The organism is Paenibacillus sp. SYP-B3998, from assembly GCF_010820665.1.
GTDB lineage: Bacteria > Bacillota > Bacilli > Paenibacillales > NBRC-103111 > Paenibacillus_E.
The window spans coordinates 43,986-62,151 of record NZ_JAAIKC010000011.1 but is presented as its reverse complement, the minus strand read 5'-3'; the positions used below and the strand labels follow the sequence as shown (position 1 = coordinate 62,151).

Below are 18,166 nucleotides of genomic sequence, written 5' to 3'. Positions count from 1 at the left end.
GAGGCACGTTAATGAATACAAGACCAATATTGATTCCTGAGTACATGAAAGCGTTTCAGTGCATTGGTTCAGAATGTGAAGATACATGCTGTGCAGGCTGGAAGGTTAGTGTTGATGAAAAGACGTTCAGTAGTTATAGAAATATTAAAAAATCAGCCTTGAAGGATGAATTGAAAAAGAATGTTACAAGAAATCGATCCAACAGTACCTCAGAAAACTATGCAAAAATTAGAATGGATAAAGAGGGGGCATGTACATTATTAGATGAAAATCGTTTATGTACGATTCAAAAAGAATTAGGTCCAGAATTATTATCTAATACATGCGCTATTTATCCGAGAGTGTTAAATAAAGTTGATAGAACAGTGGAGAAAAGTGCTACGTTATCTTGTCCAGAAGCGGCAAGGCTGGTGCTACTTAATGAGAATGGCATTCACTTTTTTGAAGAAGAGGAACCTGCTGATACGCCAGGATTTATGAACCAAAGTTTTTCTACTGCAAAAGGGAATGAATTGTTCTGGGATTTGAGGATATTCTCAATACGTATCATGCAAGATAGAGCAACTTCTGTAGAAAATAGATTAATAGTTTTAGGTTTGTTTTTTCAAAAATTATCAAATATAGCAAATGTTGAATTGGAAATCCAACTTCCAAAAATTATGAGTGAATATTTATCGTCTATATCAGATGACGCTTTTTTAACTTCTATAGAAAATATGCCAAGTAACTTATCTTTTCAGCTAAGTGTGTGTAAAAGTTTAATTAATTATCGATTCTCTTCAGGAGTGACTAGCAAAAGGTATATTGAATGTTTACAAGAAATGTTAGAAGGTTTGAATTTCAATGATGATGCTAATTTAGAAGAAGTTAAGAGCCTTTATACGGATGCTTTTGAAAAATATTATAAGCCGTTTGTTGAACAACATTCATATATATTAGAGAACTTTTTAGTGAATTATATATTTAAAAACCTTTTTCCTTATAATCAAAAAAAATTCTTCGAGAGCTATGTGATGCTGATCGTGAATTTTGCTTTACTTAAACTGCATCTTATTGGTATGGCCAAGTATAATGAAGGTTTATCGACTGAAATTGTAATTAAGTTGATTCAATCTTTATCGAAAATAGTGGATCATGATCTTCGATATTTAGCAGATGTTCAAGATGTATTAACTGATAGTGGATATACAACGATGGCTCATATGGCTGTGCTGTTGAAAAGCTAAAATTGCTTTATGTAAATATAGCGAAAGAAATGATGGAACTGGCTCAAGCGAGCCAACATTGTTCACTTTTATTATACGAAAAACAGGCATCCTTCGCACAAATAGATCGCGAAAAAGATGCCTGTTTGATTTTTGAGGGCTTTTCAGCGACCTGTAGATTACTATTTGGGTTCTCTTTTTCTTGTGCAATTGACAACATTGCTCTCGAGGATAATTGCGAACACCTATCGATAGTTGAAGCTAAGAGATAAGCACTAACAGGTGGTTCTAGATGTTTAATAGTAATTTTAAAGGGAGATTACGAGGTGGAAATTCCCGGAGATATATAATTGGATAATTAAATTTTAAAATCAACAATTTTTTATCCGATTACCCTAAAATAAATTTCACTTCTATCCGATAGTATTAGTAATAGCTAAAATTTGGAGGGCGTTTTATGGATATATCTTCTATTCCTATAGTGGGTGGTTCCCCACAGTCGAATCCTAATCGTTCATCATTTGAGACGGATAAGACCGAAGTTAAAGAGGCTCTGCCATTAGAACGTGCAGAGCATATTCCTATTAAGGAAATTGGAAGACAAGAGTTAGAGAGATCAATTGAGGGTTTGAATAAATTCATGCAAGTTAGCAATACACACCTTAGCTTCGTCCTGCATGATGAATTGAAAGAATATTATGTTCAAGTGATTGACGACCAGACAAAGGAAGTAATACGGGAAGTGCCATCCAAAAAAATGTTAGATGTAGTTGCCGCAATGAAGAATATGATCGGAATTCTAATCGATGAGAAACGGTAGGTGGAGGTAACATGGTAAATTCAATTCGTATGGGTGGTTTAGTCTCTGGACTTGATACAGAAGCAATGGTTAAGAATTTAATGAAGGCGCAGAAAGCTCCATTAAACAAGATTTTACAAAATAAACAAACAGAAGAGTGGAGACGTGATCAGTTTAGAGAGATGAACACGCTCTTACTGGATTTCAAAAAAACAGTATTTGATATGAAATTGCAAGGCAGTTACGACAAAAAGGCTATATCTTCTGATAACGAAATGATCGTTGCTGCTAAACAAAAAGGGTCTCCAAGTTTACCTGCGTATAATGTGGAGGTAACGAGTCTTTCTACGGCAGCTAAGGCTGCGTCTGTGAAGTTTACCAATAACTTGTCAGATGAGTCTACCGCGATTGGAGAAACATTTGATTTTAAGGTTGGGACGACTTCTATTAATGTAACAGCAACCGATACAATTAGCAGCGTAATAACTAAGGTTAATGCTGCGTCAGCAACAACGGGAGTTACTGCAAGCTATCTCAAAAGTGATAAATCCATTACCTTTACCTCAACGGCCAGTGGGGCCAGTTCCGCTGTTTCGATTAATCTTGTTGGTGCTGACTTTGGAGCTAGTAATAAACTGAACTTGTCTGTCGGTACGGTTAATAGTACTTCTGAGACGTTTGCTACAGATTCTGGATCTCAGCTGTCAAAAGACGCTATATCAGGAGCGGTTAAGATTAATGGAATTTCCTATGCTGTCGGTAGTTCTACCTTCACATTTGACGGTGTTGAGTTCACTATGAAAGCTGTTGGAACGACTAATGTGAGTCTCAAGCCTGATGAGGATTCCGTTTTCAAGTCTATTAAAGGCTTTGTAGATAAATATAACGAGGTTATTGGAAAGATAGACGTTAAAGTAAGCGAAGCGAAATACAAAGATTATAAACCTCTATTAGATGAGGAAAAAGCATCTTTGTCTGAAAAGCAGGTTGAACAATGGGAAACAAAAGCAAAGAGTGGTTTGTTGCGTCGTGATTCTTTGCTTACTAATGTATTAACTCAAGTGCGCCAAGCTCTTACGGCTAATGTGACGGCTACCGGTATTGATACTAAATTTGATACTCTTAGTGAAATTGGGATTACAACCGGTAGTTACCAAGAAAAAGGGAAACTCTATATTAATGATACAAAACTACGTGAAGCCATTTCTCAAAATGGTACCAAAGTCATGGACCTCTTTACAAAAGTGAGTACCGCAACAGATGTTAATACGAAGTTTAACGAGAGTGGATTAGCTCAACGTCTGTATAGTCAACTTGAAACTTCCATAACTAAGCTTACGGATAAAGCGGGGAGCGCTCTGTACCTCACAGATAACAGCACAATTGGTAAAGATCTAAAGAGAATGAATACTGACATAAGTAAGTGGAATACTCGCCTCAAAGACATGGAAGACGGATACTGGAAAAAATTCGCTGCGATGGAATCAGCAATGAACAAGGCTAACTCCCAAAGCAGTTGGCTTGCGAAATAAGTTGCTTAGCAAGCTTAGAATTAAAAGGAGCGATGAATCATGATTACTGCAGCTCAGAAATATCAAAACAATCAAGTGACTACAGCGACTCCTGGAGAACTAACTCTTATGCTCTTTAATGGTGCCATTAAGTTTATTAAACAGACGAAAGTGGCTCTTCAAGAAAAAAAAATGGATAAGGCTAACGAGTTCAATCTACGAGTACAGGATATCATCAGTGAATTGATTATTACGTTAGATCGTTCCTACCCGATTTCGGAACAACTCCTTATGATGTACGATTACATGAACCATCGAATGATTGAATCGAACATCAATAAAGATGGATCTATTTTAGACGAAATAGAAGATTTATTTGCACAATTCCGTGATGTGTGGAAAGAAGCTATGATTTTGTCTAAACAACATTCATAGTAGGTGAGGAATTGATGAATACTAGCTCTCTAGATCCCCTGTTGAACGAATTACTTGGGCTTACTGTTCTTTTAGAGAAAACAGTTCTTGACGAAGAAAGTGACCCGGAAAAATGGATAGAGCTCTTGGATAAAAGACAAGAGGTAATGGATCAATTATCAGGGCTGTTTGTAAAAGGGATATCTCTAACAGAAACTCAAAAACAAACCTATTTCCAGCCTGCTTATGAAGTTGATAAGCGGATTATTCCAATTATGGATCGGGAGAAAAAAAAGTTGGAATCCCAAATTGCTAATGTACAGAAAAATAAGATTGTCAATCAGCAGTATGGAGGATATGGTACTTCGTATTCTCCGCATGGTGCCTTTTTTGATAAAAAGAAATAGTTGATAAACCCCCTCATGTAGAGATGGGGGGCACTGAAAAAGTCCGCTTTCTTTGAAAATAATAAAATAGCAGAAAAAACGAGCCTCTAGAGTTGCTTCTAGGGGCTTCTTCGTATTTAGGGAAACATCTTTGAACCCCAAAGCTGCACGTCCTGTCGCTAGCAACCGCTAGGCAGCAGATGTCACGAACAAGGGCACCTTCAGGCGAAGCGAGACAACTTCAATGTGAAAGACCTAGAACTTGCAAGTGGAGGATAAGAAACGAATGAAAGCAGACTGCACAGGAAGGAGAGTTCGCTTTTTAATGATTAGGTGGGTAGTAGGTTCAATTTAGAGATGGCTTGGGAATCGGTAAAAACTAATAGTGGTAGTGGTGGAATTAATATGTCATGATACCCTGTGGACAATGTGCACAACTCTGTGCATAACTTTGTGAATAAGTTGTAAAGATGCTCTATACGACAAGGTTTTACAAATTTCTCACTTATCCACGGGATGTATATACCCGAATTTTCTAAAAATTATACGTGGAATAAGTAAAAAATTGACATGCCAAGCTAACGGGTGGTATAGTCGAAAAGAAAGGGCTTACATTTTATTCTACTTATTTGAAAACGAAGGGAACGTGTACGGCATGCAGGGTAAAGTGAAATGGTTTAACGCAGAAAAAGGTTATGGTTTCATTGAGCGTGAAGATGGTGGAGATGTTTTTGTACATTTTTCAGCGATTCAATCCGATGGTTTCAAAACATTGGAAGAAGGTCAGCCTGTACAATTTGACATTGTAGAAGGCGCACGCGGACCACAAGCAGCTAACGTATCCAGATTATAATCATCCGGCTGAGAGAGCCGCTTGAATACAAACATGAGCAGACGCCCTGGAGAAATTCCAGGGTGTTTTTTTGCGTATGAATCTTAGATCGGAATTTAAAGGAATTATGAAGGTTAGGTGGAATGTAGTATAATGTAAGCAGGAAGGGAGATGTGTAACTATGAATATTAACATTCGCGGAGAACACCTTGAAGTAACTGAAGCCCTCAGGGACTATGTCGACAAGAAATTGAATAGACTAGAGAGGTATTTTGAAGCCCCCCTTACATCCGATTTACAAGTAACGTTAAGAGTTATCAAAGGTATGCAAGCTGTTGAGGTGAGCATTCCACTAGCAGGCGTGCTGTTACGGGCCGAGGAACGTAACAATGATATGTACGCATCCATCGACTTGGTCGTGGACAAGCTAGAACGTCAAATTCGCAAGCATAAGACGAAAACGAATCGTAAAATTCGTCAAGAAGGCGGCAAGCGAGATTTGTTTAAAATGGAGACTTCACCTGTCACGTATTTGGATGAAGAAGAAGACTTCGAACTGGTTCGCAGCAAACGCTTCATGTTGAAGCCTATGGATGTGGAAGAAGCGATTCTACAGATGAACATGGTAGGCCATAGTTTCTTTGTATTCTCTAACATGGATACCGATCAAGTGAATGTCGTTTACCGACGTGACGACGGCAAGTATGGTCTGATTGAGCCAGCTGTATAAGAATGCAAATAGTGGACAGACATTATAATAATTATTGAATTTCACGAGCTTGATTCGATTTCATTCGAATCAAGCTTTTTTTATGCATGTAATCTAAGGTTAGATTCAATACTATAAGAATGGATAGGAATGTTATGTTTTTGCAACATAGATACAATTTATACGTATATAGGATACAGGAACGGGAAAGAGCAGCCCAAAATAATTGCGCGTTTGTTGCGGCAAGACCGCCAAACTGGTACAATTTAAGGATACGAATGTAAGGGAAAGGGGTTCACCGATGCTAGGACTTGTGAAGAAAATTTTTGGTGATTCCAATGAACGGGAAATTAAACGGATGCTTAAAGCCGTTAATCACATCAATGAGCTTGAGGCGGATATTCAGCCGTTATCCGATGAGGAGCTGAAAGGCAAAACGGTAGAGTTTAGAAACCGTTTAGACAAAGGCGAGGAACTTGATGATCTGCTGCCTGAGGCTTTTGCAGTAGTGAGGGAAGCAGCGAAGCGTGTCTTAGGCAAACGTCATTATGACGTGCAGCTTATTGGCGGTATGGTGCTCCACGAAGGCCAGATCGCAGAAATGAGAACTGGGGAAGGGAAGACGCTCGTAGGAACGCTTCCTGTTTATTTGAATGCTTTGTTAGGTAAGGGTGTACACGTAGTAACGGTTAATGATTACTTGGCGCAACGCGATAGTGGCGAAATGGGCCAGATTTATGAATTCCTTGGGTTAACGGTTGGGGTCAACCTACATGATTTGTCGCATGAAGAGAAGCAAGCGGCATACGCTTGTGATATTACTTATGGGACGAATAATGAATACGGCTTCGACTACTTACGTGATAATATGGTGCTTTACAAAGAGCAAATGGTGCAACGTCCGTTGTACTTTGCGGTTATTGACGAAGTTGACTCTATCTTGGTCGATGAAGCGAGAACGCCGCTTATTATTTCGGGACAAGCTGCTAAATCGACAGATTTGTACTACTCGGCTGACCGGTTTGTCTCTAAATTAAATCATGAAGAAGACTATACCATAGATATTAAAGTGCGTTCCGTGGCGCTTACGGAAGAAGGCGTAGCCAAAGCGGAGCGAGCGTTCGGGATTGAGAACTTATTTGATCATCAAAACGTGAATATCAACCACCATGTGACACAAGCGCTTAAAGCGCGTTTCATCATGAGACGCGATGTAGATTACGTTGTGCAAGAAGACGAAGTCATGATTGTTGATGAATTTACGGGCCGTATTATGACAGGCCGTCGTTATAGTGATGGGTTACACCAAGCAATTGAGGCCAAAGAGCAGCTGCAAGTTCAAAATGAGAGCATGACGTTAGCGACAATCACGTTCCAGAACTACTTCCGGATGTATCGCAAGTTGTCTGGTATGACGGGTACGGCTAAAACGGAAGAAGAAGAACTTAAGAAAATTTATGGTCTTGAGGTTATTGTAGTTCCGACGAACCGTCCTATGATCCGTAAGGATATGGCAGATGTCGTGTACAAGTCGGAAAAGGGTAAATTTAAGGCAGTTGTTGAACAAATTGTTGAGCGTCACAAGTTAAACCAACCTGTGCTCGTGGGTACGATTTCTATTGAGAATTCGGAGCTTCTCTCCGAAATGCTGAAGCGCAAGGGTATCCAACATAAAGTATTGAATGCGAAGTATCATGCAGAAGAAGCGGAAATCGTCGCACGCGCGGGTCAACCAGGTTCAGTTACGATTGCAACTAATATGGCAGGACGCGGTACAGACATTGTGCTGGGCGAAGGCGTACACGAAGCAGGCGGACTGCATATCATAGGTACGGAGCGTCATGAAAGCAGACGGATCGATAACCAGCTTCGTGGTCGTGCGGGCCGTCAAGGTGATCCAGGCTCTTCACAGTTCTATTTATCTCTTGAAGATGAGCTGATGAAGCGTTTCGGCGCTGACAATATCATGGCGATGATGGATCGTCTAGGTATGGAGGAAGATCAACCGATTGAGAGTAAGTTGATTTCACGTGCTGTAGAATCCGCACAGAAGCGTGTAGAAGGTAACAACTTCGATGTGCGTAAAGTTGTCCTACAGTATGACGATGTGATGAATCAACAGCGTGAAATTATATATAAACAGCGTCGTGAACTGCTTGAATCCGAGAACATTCGCGAAGTTGTTGAGGGCATGATTAACTCGGTTATCGAGCGTATCGTGAAGGCTCACTGTCCGGAGGACCAAATTCCGGAGGAATGGGAGCTACACGAAGTTGCCAACTTCGTGAACAATAACCTGCTGACTGAAGAAGGTCAGATAACAGATCAAGACCTGTGGGGCAAAGAGCAAGAAGATGTGATCGAGTTCATTAAGGCGCTTGTGAGCAAACGCTATGATGAGCGTGAGGAAGACATCGGTGCGGAATTCATGCGCGAGTTCGAGAAAGTTGTTGCACTTCGTGCGGTGGATAGCAAATGGATGGATCATATCGATGCGATGGATCAGCTTCGTCAAGGTATCCATCTTCGCGCTTACGGCGGAACAGATCCTTTACGTGAGTATCAATTCGAAGGCTTTGAGATGTTCCAAGAAATGATTGAGAACATTCGTGAAGAAGTCGCTATGTACACGATGAAAGCTCACGTTCAAAGCAACCTAGAGCGTCAAGCGGTAGCTGAAGGTCAAGCCGTCGATCCGAAAAACGAAGCAGGCGGCAAAAAGCCAGTAATACGCGATGAGCAGCGTATCGGACGCAATGATCCGTGCCCATGCGGTAGTGGCAAGAAGTTCAAGCAGTGCCACGGACAAAGCAGCTAATGCTGTTTGTCTAGGTTAGGTACAACCAGAATAAATGAGGTGTAAGACATGCTGGAACCAGAAGTGAAACAAGACCTAAGAGAAACAGCGAAGCGATTAACTGAATTACGGGGGTCTCTTTGACTTAGATCATAAGCTTGAAGCAATTGGCGACTTTGAGGAAAAGATGGGGGCGCCGGATTTCTGGGACGATAATGATCGCGCTCAGAAGACAATCGGTGAACTCAACGCCATCAAAAGCGTCGTTGATCTTTTCCAAGGCTTCTCTGACGAGTACGATGACCTCATGGTCATGGTCGAACTCGAAGAGGAGGAAAGCGACAGCAGCCTAGCTGCCGATATTGAAAACGGCATTGCCGTTCTAATGAAGAAGCTCGAATCGTTCGAGCTCGGGTTGCTGCTCAATCAGCCCTATGACCGATTGAATGCCATTCTTGAACTTCATCCCGGAGCGGGGGGTACGGAGTCGCAGGACTGGGCCGAGATGCTGCTACGCATGTACCGCCGCTGGGCAGAGAAGCGTGGTTACAAAGTCGAGGTTCTCGACTATTTGCCAGGCGACGAGGCTGGGGTGAAGAGCGTCACGCTGCAAATCACGGGCTTCAACGCCTATGGCTATTTGAAGGCGGAGAAAGGCGTGCATAGGCTCGTTCGCATCTCGCCGTTCGACTCATCAGGCCGACGGCACACATCGTTCGTATCCTGCGATATCATGCCAGAGATTGAGGATGATACCGAGGTTGAGATTCGCACCGAGGATCTCAAGATCGATACGTATCGTGCCAGCGGCGCCGGCGGTCAGCATATCAATACAACCGACTCCGCTGTGCGGATTACGCACATGCCTACGGGCGTTGTAGTAAGCTGCCAGCAGGAGCGTTCTCAAATCAAGAACCGTGAGAAGGCGATGAAGATGCTTCGCTCCAAGCTTTATGAGAAGAAAATCGAAGCGCAATTAAAGCATCTCGCAGAGATTCGCGGCGAGCAGTCGGATATTGCGTGGGGCAGCCAAATTCGTTCTTATGTATTTCATCCCTATAGCATGGTCAAGGACCATCGGACCTCAGCGGAGACAGGGAACGTAGGCGCCGTCATGGACGGCGATTTGGACACGTTCATTGATGCTTATCTCCGTCATCAGATTCGCAAGCCGGAATAGCGCTTGTGATGCGGGAAGTCTTAGCGGCTCGCCAATTTAGGAGGGCCGCTCAAGCTTTTGCCCACATGAGTTAACGCGCGTGCAAGCTGAGTTAGTGTCCATCCTACACCTTTTGGTGTAGGTTTTTTTGTGAGAGGAGGGCCTTGTGTGCCCAGAAAAGAACCGCGTTTACCTGCTTTACCCGTAGGCAGTGCGTTACACACTGCGTTTGAATATGTGTTATTAGTACTGGGCTCGCTCATTATGGCTGCGAGTTTTAATGCTTTCCTTAATCCGAACCAAATCGCTTCAGGCGGTGTTTCGGGTGTTTCTACGATTGTGTTGCAGCTGACAGGCCTCAATCCAGCGATTACGCAGTGGGGGTTGAATATTCCGATTTTCTTACTTGCCTTATGGTTATTAGGAGGACAATTCGGAGTGAAAGCCGCTGTCGGTTCAATCGTATTTCCGCTTTGCGTTCTTCTAACGAGCCACATAGGAACTCCTACGCATAGTCCGTTGCTTGCAGCCGTATACGGCGGGATCGGGATTGGACTGGGGCTTGGAATCGTGTTCCGAGGACGGGGATCTACAGGGGGACTTGGGCTCGCTGCACAGATTTTGCATAAATATTCAGGTCTTAGTATTGGGTTTTGCGTTGCGATATTCGATGGTATCGTCATCTTGAGTTCTGCGCTTGTATTTACACCGGAAAATGCGCTTTATGCTATGATAGGACTATTTGTTACTACGAAAACAATTGATGTTGTTCAACTCGGCTTCAATTATGCGAAGGTAGCTTTCATTATTTCGGAACAGACCGATGCCATTCGCCAAGTGATCTTACATGATTTGGATCGAGGGCTTACCGAGCTTAACGGTTCTGGAGGGTATACAAGAGAGTCGCGGACGGTGATGATGGTGGTCGTTAAGCAAAACGAGGTAACCCGTCTCAAGATGTTAGTTCGTTCCGTGGATCCGCAGGCATTTGTCATCTTGAGCGAAACGAATGAAGTGTTAGGGGAAGGGTTTAAAAGGCATGCGTAGTTGTGTTCATACATAAGGTAAGGTCGAACATGTTATTGAATTAATTCTTAAAGCGTCAGGGAGAAGTGATGTGCGTAGGTACATCGCTTTTTCCTATGCCGCAAAGTAGGAACGAATCGATAGCCGTGTAGCTACTATGCCTCTAGCTGTCATGAAAATGAGGAGATAACCTATAATTTGCTAGATGGGCACATGTTTTGGGATAATATAACTGTTATCTAAATTATTTAGTCTCGATCTAGAAGCGTGAGAACGAGAGAGAGATCGTTATGATTGCATATTTGTATGGTTATAGGCCGAAAAAAGAGCAATTTGACCTTAGAGCGGTTTCCTGGACGAACGCATGAAAGATGCTAGGATGCTTATTCCTATGCCTTTTGAGGGCATATTTTAACGAGAAAAATATCATTGAATTATTATGTATACGAATGTATAATAATACATATATTTTATGGACGTCTGGGGGAATTTTTAATGAGTAATACAGCTAGAGCGGCTATCATAGGTGCGACTGGGTATGGCGGCGCAGAGTTAATTCGACTTCTGCAGGCGCATCCGTCCGTTCACATTACTTCGGTTATCTCCACTTCGAATGCTGGAGCACCACTTGCGGATCATTTTCCACATTTGCAGGAAGTTGTTGTTGATATTCTTGATGAGCTTAATGTAGAACTAATTGCTGGCAAAGCGGATGTTGTGTTCTTGGCTACACCTGCTGGCGTAAGCGCGGAGTTATCGCCCAAGCTGCTTGCAGCGGGGTTGAAGGTTATTGATATCTCAGGAGATTTGCGTTTAAAGTCGCAAGCGGATTATGAACAATGGTATAAGCGTACGGCGGCTCCAAATGAGATTCTGGCACGTGCGGTTTACGGCTTATCCGAAGTATTCGGTGATGAAGTGAAGGGCAAGGACTTGATTGCTAACCCAGGTTGTTATCCGACAGCTACACTGCTGGGTCTTATTCCTGCGGTTAAGGCTGGCTGGATTGATCCTTCCAGTATTATTATTGATGCTGTATCTGGCGTGTCCGGCGCGGGTCGCGGTGTGAATTTGGGTGTTCACTACGCAGAAGTGAATGAGAATTTCACGGCATATAAAATAAACAAGCATCAGCATATTCCCGAAATCGAGCAAGCCCTAAGCAGTGTGGCAGGCAAGCCGGTTGTGACGACGTTCACGACGCACTTGGCACCGATGACGCGTGGGATTATGTCAACGATGTACGCCACCATTAGCGGTGCGCACACGACGGAAGATTTTACTACGCTTTACCGGCAATATTATGAGGGGCGTAAATTTGTGCGTATACGCAACAGCGGTAAATTGCCTGCAACAAAAGAGGTGTACGGCTCCAATTACTGTGACATTGGCTTCGCTGCGGATGAGCGTACGGGTCGCGTCACTATCGTATCCGTTATCGATAATGTGGTGAAGGGCGCTGCTGGTCAGGCAATTCAGAATTTGAACATCATGATGGGTTGGGACGAAACGACAGGATTGTTATTCGCGCCTGTTTATCCATAAGTATCAATAGAAAATTGCATTTGAAAAAGGGAGAGCCTGGCTGCGACTTCTTAGTTGAGAAAGCCGCTGCGATGCCTGCCATTCTTCTTATATTTAACGATGGGACAGGTGAATGACGAACATGTCAGTTCAAGGGCAAGGGAAATATATCGTCGTGCCAGAGGGCACAGTTACTACGCCAAAAGGGTTTCGTGCAGGCGGATTGCACTGCGGTTTGAAGAAGACAGAGCGCTTCGATCTGGGCGCTATCGTATGTGATGTGCCAGCAGCGGCGGCAGGTGTTTATACCCTGAACTCGTTTCAAGCGGCTCCGCTTCGTGTGACGCAAGAAAGCATTGCCCAAGGCGGCAAGTTGCAGGCGATGATCGTCAATAGCGGCAATGCCAACGCGTGTACGGGCCAGCAGGGCGAGGACGACGCGCGAGCAATGCGCGCTGCCAGTGCGAAGGCGCTAGGCTTAGAGGAGCACCAAGTCGGCGTGACGAGCACAGGCGTCATCGGCGAGCTGCTGCCGATGGATAAAGTACTCAGCGGTATCGAAAAGCTGCCGCTGAGTGTGAAAGCAGACGGTGGTGACGACTTCTGCCAGGCGATTCTCACGACGGATCTCGTACAGAAGATGACGTGTGTTCGTCTTGTCGTTGGCGGCAAAGAGGTTCACATTGCTGGCGCAGCCAAAGGTTCGGGGATGATTCACCCGAACATGGCAACGATGCTCGGTTTCATGACGACCGATGCGAATATTGAAAGCGAGTATCTGCAATTGCTGCTGAGCAGAATTACAGATAACACGTTCAACATGATTACCGTAGACGGGGATACGAGTACGAACGATATGGTCGTTGTGATGGCAAGCGGTCTGGCGGAAAATGAAGCTTTACATCCGGATCACCCGGATTGGGAAGCTTTTGCAGCCGCTGTGCAGCACGTTGGTGAATACCTCGCCAAAGCGATTGCTCGAGACGGCGAGGGTGCAACGAAGCTGATTGAGACGACGGTCATTGGTGCGGATAGTGACGATGCCGCTCGTAAGATCGTAAAGTCAATCATCGGTTCAAGCCTTGTGAAGTCGGCTGTTTATGGTGCAGACGCCAACTGGGGCCGTATCATTGCTGCTATTGGCTACTCTGGGCAGCCAGTCAATGTGGACACGGTCGATATCCGCTTAGGCGACATTGCGGTTCTAATACAGTCGCGTCCCGTGAAGTTCGATGAGGAAGCTGCACTTGCCTATTTGAAAACAGATACGATTCAAATTCACGTGAATTTACATATGGGTGCTGGTAAAGCTACGGGCTGGGGCTGTGATTTGACCTATGATTATGTACGGATCAATGCCGCATACCGAACTTAAGCAGTATCATGAGTAAAGGGCAAGGGGGAAACGGAAGCAGTGAAGAACAATTGCTTTGTGATGAAGTGCGGCGGAAGCACATTGGCCGCTCTGCCGGTTAGTTTTTTTGAAGATATGCGCGAGCTGCAGGACGAAGGCATCGTAACCGTTATCGTCCATGGTGGCGGCCCTGCCATCTCGGATACACTGACAAAGCTGGGTATTGAGACGGAGTTTGTGAATGGCTTGCGTAAGACGAATGAGGCTGTGCTCGATGTTGTTGAGATGGTGCTATCGGGCCAGATTAACAAAGAAATCGTACGACGCATTCAATTAACAGGCGCAGCTGCGCTAGGATTATCTGGTGTAGATGGGCATTTAATCGAGGCGAAGCCAGTAAGTAACGCACATGAGGTTGGCCTTGTTGGCGACGTTACGAAGGTGAATGCAGAGTTGATCCAAGGCATTGTTAGCATGGGTTATATCCCCGTGATCGCGCCTGTAGGTCTTGGTGCTGACGGTGGACAACGCTATAACATCAATGCGGACACGGCGGCTGGAGCGGTTGCTTCCCATCTTGGCGTGGAGCAGATGATTGTAGTGACGGATGTTCCTGGCATTATGAAGATGGTAGGCGGAGAGAAACAGGTGCTGCCTGTGCTAAGCGTAGCGGAAATCGAAGAGATGATCGCAAGCGGGGATATTTATGGAGGCATGATTCCTAAAGTTCGTGCTGCAATTGCCTGCATTCAGGGGAAAGTACAGGAAGTTGTGATCGTGAATGGCTCCGAGCCGAATGTGCTTAGCAAAGTATTAAAGGGCACAGGAATCGGCACGCGTATTGTGCGATAAGAAATTTCTGCGATGATAGGGTCAGTTTTCTATCCAAAAACTCTAAGGAGGGAATGTATATGACGAAAACGGGAAAAAGCTCGCTGTTTCCAACTTATGCTAGATTTCCAATCACGCTGGTAAAGGGAGAGAGCAGCCGACTGTGGGATGACACAGGCAAGGAATATATTGACTTGATGAGCGGGATTGCGGTAACGAATCTTGGGCACGCGCCGCAAGCTGTTAAGGAGAAGCTGGTCGAGCAGCTTGATCAATTGTGGCATGTGAGCAATTTGTTCCACATTCCAAATCAGGAGAAGCTGGCTTCGCTGCTGACAGATAATAGCTGTGCGGATGCGGTATTCTTCTGTTCTACTGGCGCAGAGGCGAATGAAGCGGCCATTAAGCTCGCGCGTCGCTATTCACAGAAAGTGTTGGATAACGGTCGGTATGAGATTATCACGTTCAACATGTCGTTCCATGGACGGACACTGGCTACACTAACTGCGACGGGCCAAGATAAAGTAAAGGAAGGCTTCCATCCGCTTCCTGGCGGCTTCACCTACGCGCCATATAATGATTTCGAGGCTGTGCGCAGTCTCGTGAATGATAAAACTTGCGCGATCATGCTGGAATTGGTACAGGGTGAAGGCGGCGTGCTACCCGCTGACCCAACATTTGTGAAACAAATTGCGGAACTCTGTAAGCAACAGAACTTGCTTCTAATCGTGGATGAAATCCAGACGGGTGTTGGACGTACGGGTAAGCTTTTTGCTTATGAGCATTATGGCATAGAGCCAGATATTTTCACACTAGCCAAAGGCTTAGGGGCTGGCTTCCCAATTGGGGCTATGCTGGGTAAGGCGTTTCTAGCTGAAGCGTTCGGTGCGGGGAGTCATGGCTCCACGTTCGGTGGAACGCCAATTGCCACAGCGGCCGGAATTGCGGCTATTGAAACTGTGATTGCTAACAAGCTGCCTGAACGTGCAGCTGAGCTTGGTGCATATACAATTGAGAAGCTTGAAAGCAAGCTCGCTGGTAATCCGCTTATCGGAAGAGTGCGTGGCGTCGGTCTTCTTATTGGTATCGAGTGCAAGCAGCCAGCAGGTGAAATTATTAGTGAAATTCATAAACAAGGCGTGCTGGTCATTCCAGCAGGTCCGAACGTGATCCGTTTGGTACCAGCTTTGACGATTCCAAAGGAAGATCTAGATAAAGCGTTAGATGTGGTTTGCGCAGTGTTGGCTGAGAAGGCTGCTGCCTCCACAACGAGTGCGGTCTAGAGTTAACAGCAGAGAGGTTGGATGAAATGAACAGTAGTACCCTACAGGAAGAAATAGCTGTCCAGTTAAAGGGCAAAGATTTTCTTGCCTTGGTTGATTATACATCGGAAGAAATCGAATACTTAATTCATTATGGCATCGAGCTCAAGCGTAAACAAAAGGCCGGAGAGCCGCATGCCGTGCTAGCTGGTAAGACGCTTGGGATGGTTTTTGAAAAGTCGTCCACGCGCACAAGGGTATCCTTTGAAGTGGGCATGTATCAGCTTGGGGGGCAAGCGCTTTTCCTAAGTAAAAATGATCTTCAGCTTGGACGCGGCGAAACGGTCTGGGATACGGCACAGACGTTGTCCCGATACCTTGATGGCATCATGATTCGTACTTATGAACACCGTAAAGTGATCGATCTGGCTAGAGGCGCTACAGTGCCTGTCATTAATGGATTAACCGACTATGCACATCCTTGTCAGGTTATGGCGGACTACCAAACTGTGCTTGAGAAGAAGGGGCATTTGAAAGGCTTGAAAGTAGCTTATATCGGGGATGGCAACAATATGGTGCATTCCCTGATGATGGGCGCAAGTAAGCTTGGGATGGACTTCGCAATCGCATCGCCAGAGGGATATGATCCTGATGCTGAAGTGATCCAAATGTCGAAGGATAATGCGGCACAAACGGGTGGCAGTATTCTTATCAGTCGAGATCCACGCGAAGCGATCGAAAATGCCGATATCGTCTATACCGATGTATGGGCGAGCATGGGCTTTGAAGATGAGCAGAAAGAGCGGGAGATCGCCTTTAAGAATTATCAGGTGAACGAAGCGCTCGTGAAATATGCGAAGCAGGATTACTTATTCATGCACTGTCTTCCGGCACATCGTGGTGAAGAAGTAAGTGAGGGTGTCATTGACGGCGCGCATTCGATTATTTTTGACCAGGCAGAGAACCGTCTTCATGCGCAAAAGGCTATCATGGCCGCGACGATGAGATAGATTCATTATTCCAGTACTAGGAGTACTAGGTAGAAACGGAGAGATTATTACAATGGCTAAGGAAAAAATCGTACTCGCCTATTCCGGCGGGCTGGATACGTCTGTTATTTTGAAATGGCTCAAAGAAACCTATGACGCAGAAATTATTGCTTTTACAGCTGACATTGGCCAAAAAGACGAGTTGGATGGCTTGGAGGAAAAAGCGCTTCAAACGGGCGCGTCGAAGATCTATATTGACGACCTACGCGATGAATTCGCGAAGGATTTCATCTACCCGATGTTCCAAGCGGGTGCTCTGTATGAAGGGCAATACTTGCTCGGTACGAGTATTGCGCGTCCCTTAATCGCGAAGCGCATGGTCGAAATCGCCCGCGCTGAAGGCGCAACGGCGATTGCCCATGGCGCAACGGGCAAAGGCAACGACCAAGTGCGTTTTGAGCTGACAGCAGCGGCACTTGCGCCCGAGCTATCGGTTATCGCGCCTTGGCGTTTGGAAGAATTCCGCGAGCAGTTCCCAGGTCGCGCTGAAATGATCGCTTATGCTGAGAAACATGGCATTCCCGTTACAGCATCTGCGGCAAAGCCTTATTCAACGGATCGCAATCTGCTTCATATTTCCTTCGAGAGCGGCATGCTGGAGGATCCTTGGTTCGATCCGGCTGCGGATTCGAACAAAGGCATGTACGTGTTAAGCGTTTCGCCTGAGGATGCTCCGGATCAAGCGGAATATGTTGAGCTTGATTTTGAAAAAGGCGATTGCGTAGGCTTGAATGGCGCAAAACTGACACCTCTGCAGGTTATGGAAGCTTTGAACGAGCTAGGCGGCAAGCATGGCATCGGTCGTGTAGATATGGTTGAGAACCGCTTCGTCGGTATGAAGAGTCGTGGCGTGTACGAAACACCGGGGGGAACGATTTTGTTCACGGCTCATCGCAAAATGGAGTCGCTCACGATGGATCGCGATGTCATGCATCTGCGTGATTCACTAATTACAAAGTACGCGACGCTTGTTTACAACGGCTTCTGGTTCGCGCCAGAGCGTTTGGCGATCCAAGCACTGGTGGATGAAAGCCAGAAGAACGTGTCGGGTACCGTTCGTTTGAAGCTCTACAAAGGAAATATCATGGGAGCTGGCGTGAAGAGCCCTGTATCCCTGTACAATCCGGATATCGCAACCATGGAAGCGGATCCTACCAAAGCTTACGATCAAGGCGATGCGGCTGGATTTATTCGTCTGAATGCGCTGCGTTTGAAAGTGTCCTCTGGCGTGGAGCAAAGCGCGAAAAAATAAATCTATAGTCGTTCAAAGTGGGCTTTCCCTTCGTGGAAAGCCTTTGGGCTGTAAAT

At 45.0% G+C, this 18,166-nt stretch carries 17 protein-coding genes; all 17 read left to right on the top strand.

Going from position 1 to position 18,166, the window contains the following annotated elements:
• Nucleotides 1-11 precede the first annotated feature (11 nt).
• A complete protein-coding gene (gene fliB, locus GK047_RS22850; RefSeq protein WP_163952113.1) occupies nucleotides 12-1,226 on the top strand; it encodes a flagellin lysine-N-methylase in 1,215 nt (404 codons plus the stop codon).
• 29 nt (nucleotides 1,227-1,255) lie between these two features.
• Nucleotides 1,256-1,477, top strand: a complete 222-nt coding sequence (locus GK047_RS22845; RefSeq protein ID WP_163952111.1) for a hypothetical protein — start codon at nucleotides 1,256-1,258, stop codon at nucleotides 1,475-1,477.
• A 185-nt stretch (nucleotides 1,478-1,662) separates the two neighbouring features.
• A complete protein-coding gene (flaG, locus tag GK047_RS22840; RefSeq protein ID WP_163952109.1) occupies nucleotides 1,663-2,025 on the top strand; it encodes a flagellar protein FlaG in 363 nt (120 codons plus the stop codon).
• 11 nt (nucleotides 2,026-2,036) lie between these two features.
• The gene (gene fliD, locus GK047_RS22835; protein ID WP_163952107.1) at nucleotides 2,037-3,536 is read left to right on the top strand and encodes a flagellar filament capping protein FliD; all 1,500 of its coding nucleotides are present in this window, start codon (nucleotides 2,037-2,039) and stop codon (nucleotides 3,534-3,536) included.
• 36 nt (nucleotides 3,537-3,572) lie between these two features.
• The gene (fliS, locus tag GK047_RS22830; RefSeq protein ID WP_163952271.1) at nucleotides 3,573-3,950 is read left to right on the top strand and encodes a flagellar export chaperone FliS; all 378 of its coding nucleotides are present in this window, start codon (nucleotides 3,573-3,575) and stop codon (nucleotides 3,948-3,950) included.
• A gap of 41 nt (nucleotides 3,951-3,991) precedes the next feature.
• Nucleotides 3,992-4,336, top strand: a complete 345-nt coding sequence (fliT, locus tag GK047_RS22825) for a flagellar protein FliT (RefSeq protein ID WP_205516927.1) — start codon at nucleotides 3,992-3,994, stop codon at nucleotides 4,334-4,336.
• Between the two features lie 634 nt (nucleotides 4,337-4,970).
• Nucleotides 4,971-5,168, top strand: a complete 198-nt coding sequence (locus tag GK047_RS22820) for a cold shock domain-containing protein (RefSeq protein ID WP_163952103.1) — start codon at nucleotides 4,971-4,973, stop codon at nucleotides 5,166-5,168.
• Between the two features lie 160 nt (nucleotides 5,169-5,328).
• Entirely contained in the window at nucleotides 5,329-5,877 is a 549-nt protein-coding gene (gene hpf, locus GK047_RS22815; protein ID WP_163952101.1) for a ribosome hibernation-promoting factor, HPF/YfiA family, read from the top strand.
• Nucleotides 5,878-6,157: 280 nt separating this feature from the next.
• Nucleotides 6,158-8,674 carry a preprotein translocase subunit SecA gene (secA, locus tag GK047_RS22810; protein ID WP_163952099.1) on the top strand — a complete coding sequence of 839 codons (2,517 nt, stop codon included), beginning with the start codon at nucleotides 6,158-6,160 and terminating at the stop codon, nucleotides 8,672-8,674.
• Between the two features lie 48 nt (nucleotides 8,675-8,722).
• Nucleotides 8,723-9,833 (top strand): peptide chain release factor 2 gene (gene prfB, locus GK047_RS22805; RefSeq protein WP_163952097.1). Its coding sequence is split into 2 segments (ribosomal slippage): nucleotides 8,723-8,794 and nucleotides 8,796-9,833, totalling 1,110 coding nucleotides; the frame shifts between segments, so codons are not numbered across the junction.
• A 147-nt stretch (nucleotides 9,834-9,980) separates the two neighbouring features.
• Nucleotides 9,981-10,859 (top strand): YitT family protein, encoded by an 879-nt coding sequence (locus tag GK047_RS22800; protein WP_346010378.1) that lies wholly within the window; start codon nucleotides 9,981-9,983, stop codon nucleotides 10,857-10,859.
• 474 nt (nucleotides 10,860-11,333) lie between these two features.
• The gene (gene argC / locus GK047_RS22795) at nucleotides 11,334-12,383 is read left to right on the top strand and encodes an N-acetyl-gamma-glutamyl-phosphate reductase (protein WP_163952095.1); all 1,050 of its coding nucleotides are present in this window, start codon (nucleotides 11,334-11,336) and stop codon (nucleotides 12,381-12,383) included.
• A gap of 121 nt (nucleotides 12,384-12,504) precedes the next feature.
• Nucleotides 12,505-13,737 carry a bifunctional glutamate N-acetyltransferase/amino-acid acetyltransferase ArgJ gene (argJ, locus tag GK047_RS22790; protein ID WP_163952093.1) on the top strand — a complete coding sequence of 411 codons (1,233 nt, stop codon included), beginning with the start codon at nucleotides 12,505-12,507 and terminating at the stop codon, nucleotides 13,735-13,737.
• 60 nt (nucleotides 13,738-13,797) lie between these two features.
• Nucleotides 13,798-14,568: an acetylglutamate kinase gene (gene argB / locus GK047_RS22785; protein WP_163952091.1), complete on the top strand. Its 771-nt coding sequence runs from the start codon at nucleotides 13,798-13,800 to the stop codon at nucleotides 14,566-14,568.
• A 59-nt stretch (nucleotides 14,569-14,627) separates the two neighbouring features.
• A complete protein-coding gene (locus GK047_RS22780) occupies nucleotides 14,628-15,830 on the top strand; it encodes an acetylornithine transaminase (protein WP_163952089.1) in 1,203 nt (400 codons plus the stop codon).
• A 26-nt stretch (nucleotides 15,831-15,856) separates the two neighbouring features.
• A complete protein-coding gene (gene argF, locus GK047_RS22775; protein WP_163952087.1) occupies nucleotides 15,857-16,819 on the top strand; it encodes an ornithine carbamoyltransferase in 963 nt (320 codons plus the stop codon).
• 52 nt (nucleotides 16,820-16,871) lie between these two features.
• A complete protein-coding gene (locus GK047_RS22770) occupies nucleotides 16,872-18,110 on the top strand; it encodes an argininosuccinate synthase (protein ID WP_163952085.1) in 1,239 nt (412 codons plus the stop codon).
• Nucleotides 18,111-18,166: the final 56 nt, after the last annotated feature.

Excerpts from the sequence above, each read along its gene's own strand:
- secA (WP_163952099.1), top strand. The coding sequence starts at position 6,158 with ATGCTAGGACTTGTGAAGAAAATTTTTGGTGATTCCAATGAACGGGAA.
- GK047_RS22770 (WP_163952085.1), top strand. The coding sequence starts at position 16,872 with ATGGCTAAGGAAAAAATCGTACTCGCCTATTCCGGCGGGCTGGATACG.
- argC (WP_163952095.1), top strand. The coding sequence starts at position 11,334 with ATGAGTAATACAGCTAGAGCGGCTATCATAGGTGCGACTGGGTATGGC.
- fliD (WP_163952107.1), top strand. The coding sequence starts at position 2,037 with ATGGTAAATTCAATTCGTATGGGTGGTTTAGTCTCTGGACTTGATACA.
- fliB (WP_163952113.1), top strand. The coding sequence starts at position 12 with ATGAATACAAGACCAATATTGATTCCTGAGTACATGAAAGCGTTTCAG.
- hpf (WP_163952101.1), top strand. The coding sequence starts at position 5,329 with ATGAATATTAACATTCGCGGAGAACACCTTGAAGTAACTGAAGCCCTC.
- argB (WP_163952091.1), top strand. The coding sequence starts at position 13,798 with ATGAAGTGCGGCGGAAGCACATTGGCCGCTCTGCCGGTTAGTTTTTTT.
- argF (WP_163952087.1), top strand. The coding sequence starts at position 15,857 with ATGAACAGTAGTACCCTACAGGAAGAAATAGCTGTCCAGTTAAAGGGC.
- GK047_RS22820 (WP_163952103.1), top strand. The coding sequence starts at position 4,971 with ATGCAGGGTAAAGTGAAATGGTTTAACGCAGAAAAAGGTTATGGTTTC.
- GK047_RS22780 (WP_163952089.1), top strand. The coding sequence starts at position 14,628 with ATGACGAAAACGGGAAAAAGCTCGCTGTTTCCAACTTATGCTAGATTT.
- argJ (WP_163952093.1), top strand. The coding sequence starts at position 12,505 with ATGTCAGTTCAAGGGCAAGGGAAATATATCGTCGTGCCAGAGGGCACA.
- GK047_RS22845 (WP_163952111.1), top strand. The coding sequence starts at position 1,256 with ATGATGGAACTGGCTCAAGCGAGCCAACATTGTTCACTTTTATTATAC.
- flaG (WP_163952109.1), top strand. The coding sequence starts at position 1,663 with ATGGATATATCTTCTATTCCTATAGTGGGTGGTTCCCCACAGTCGAAT.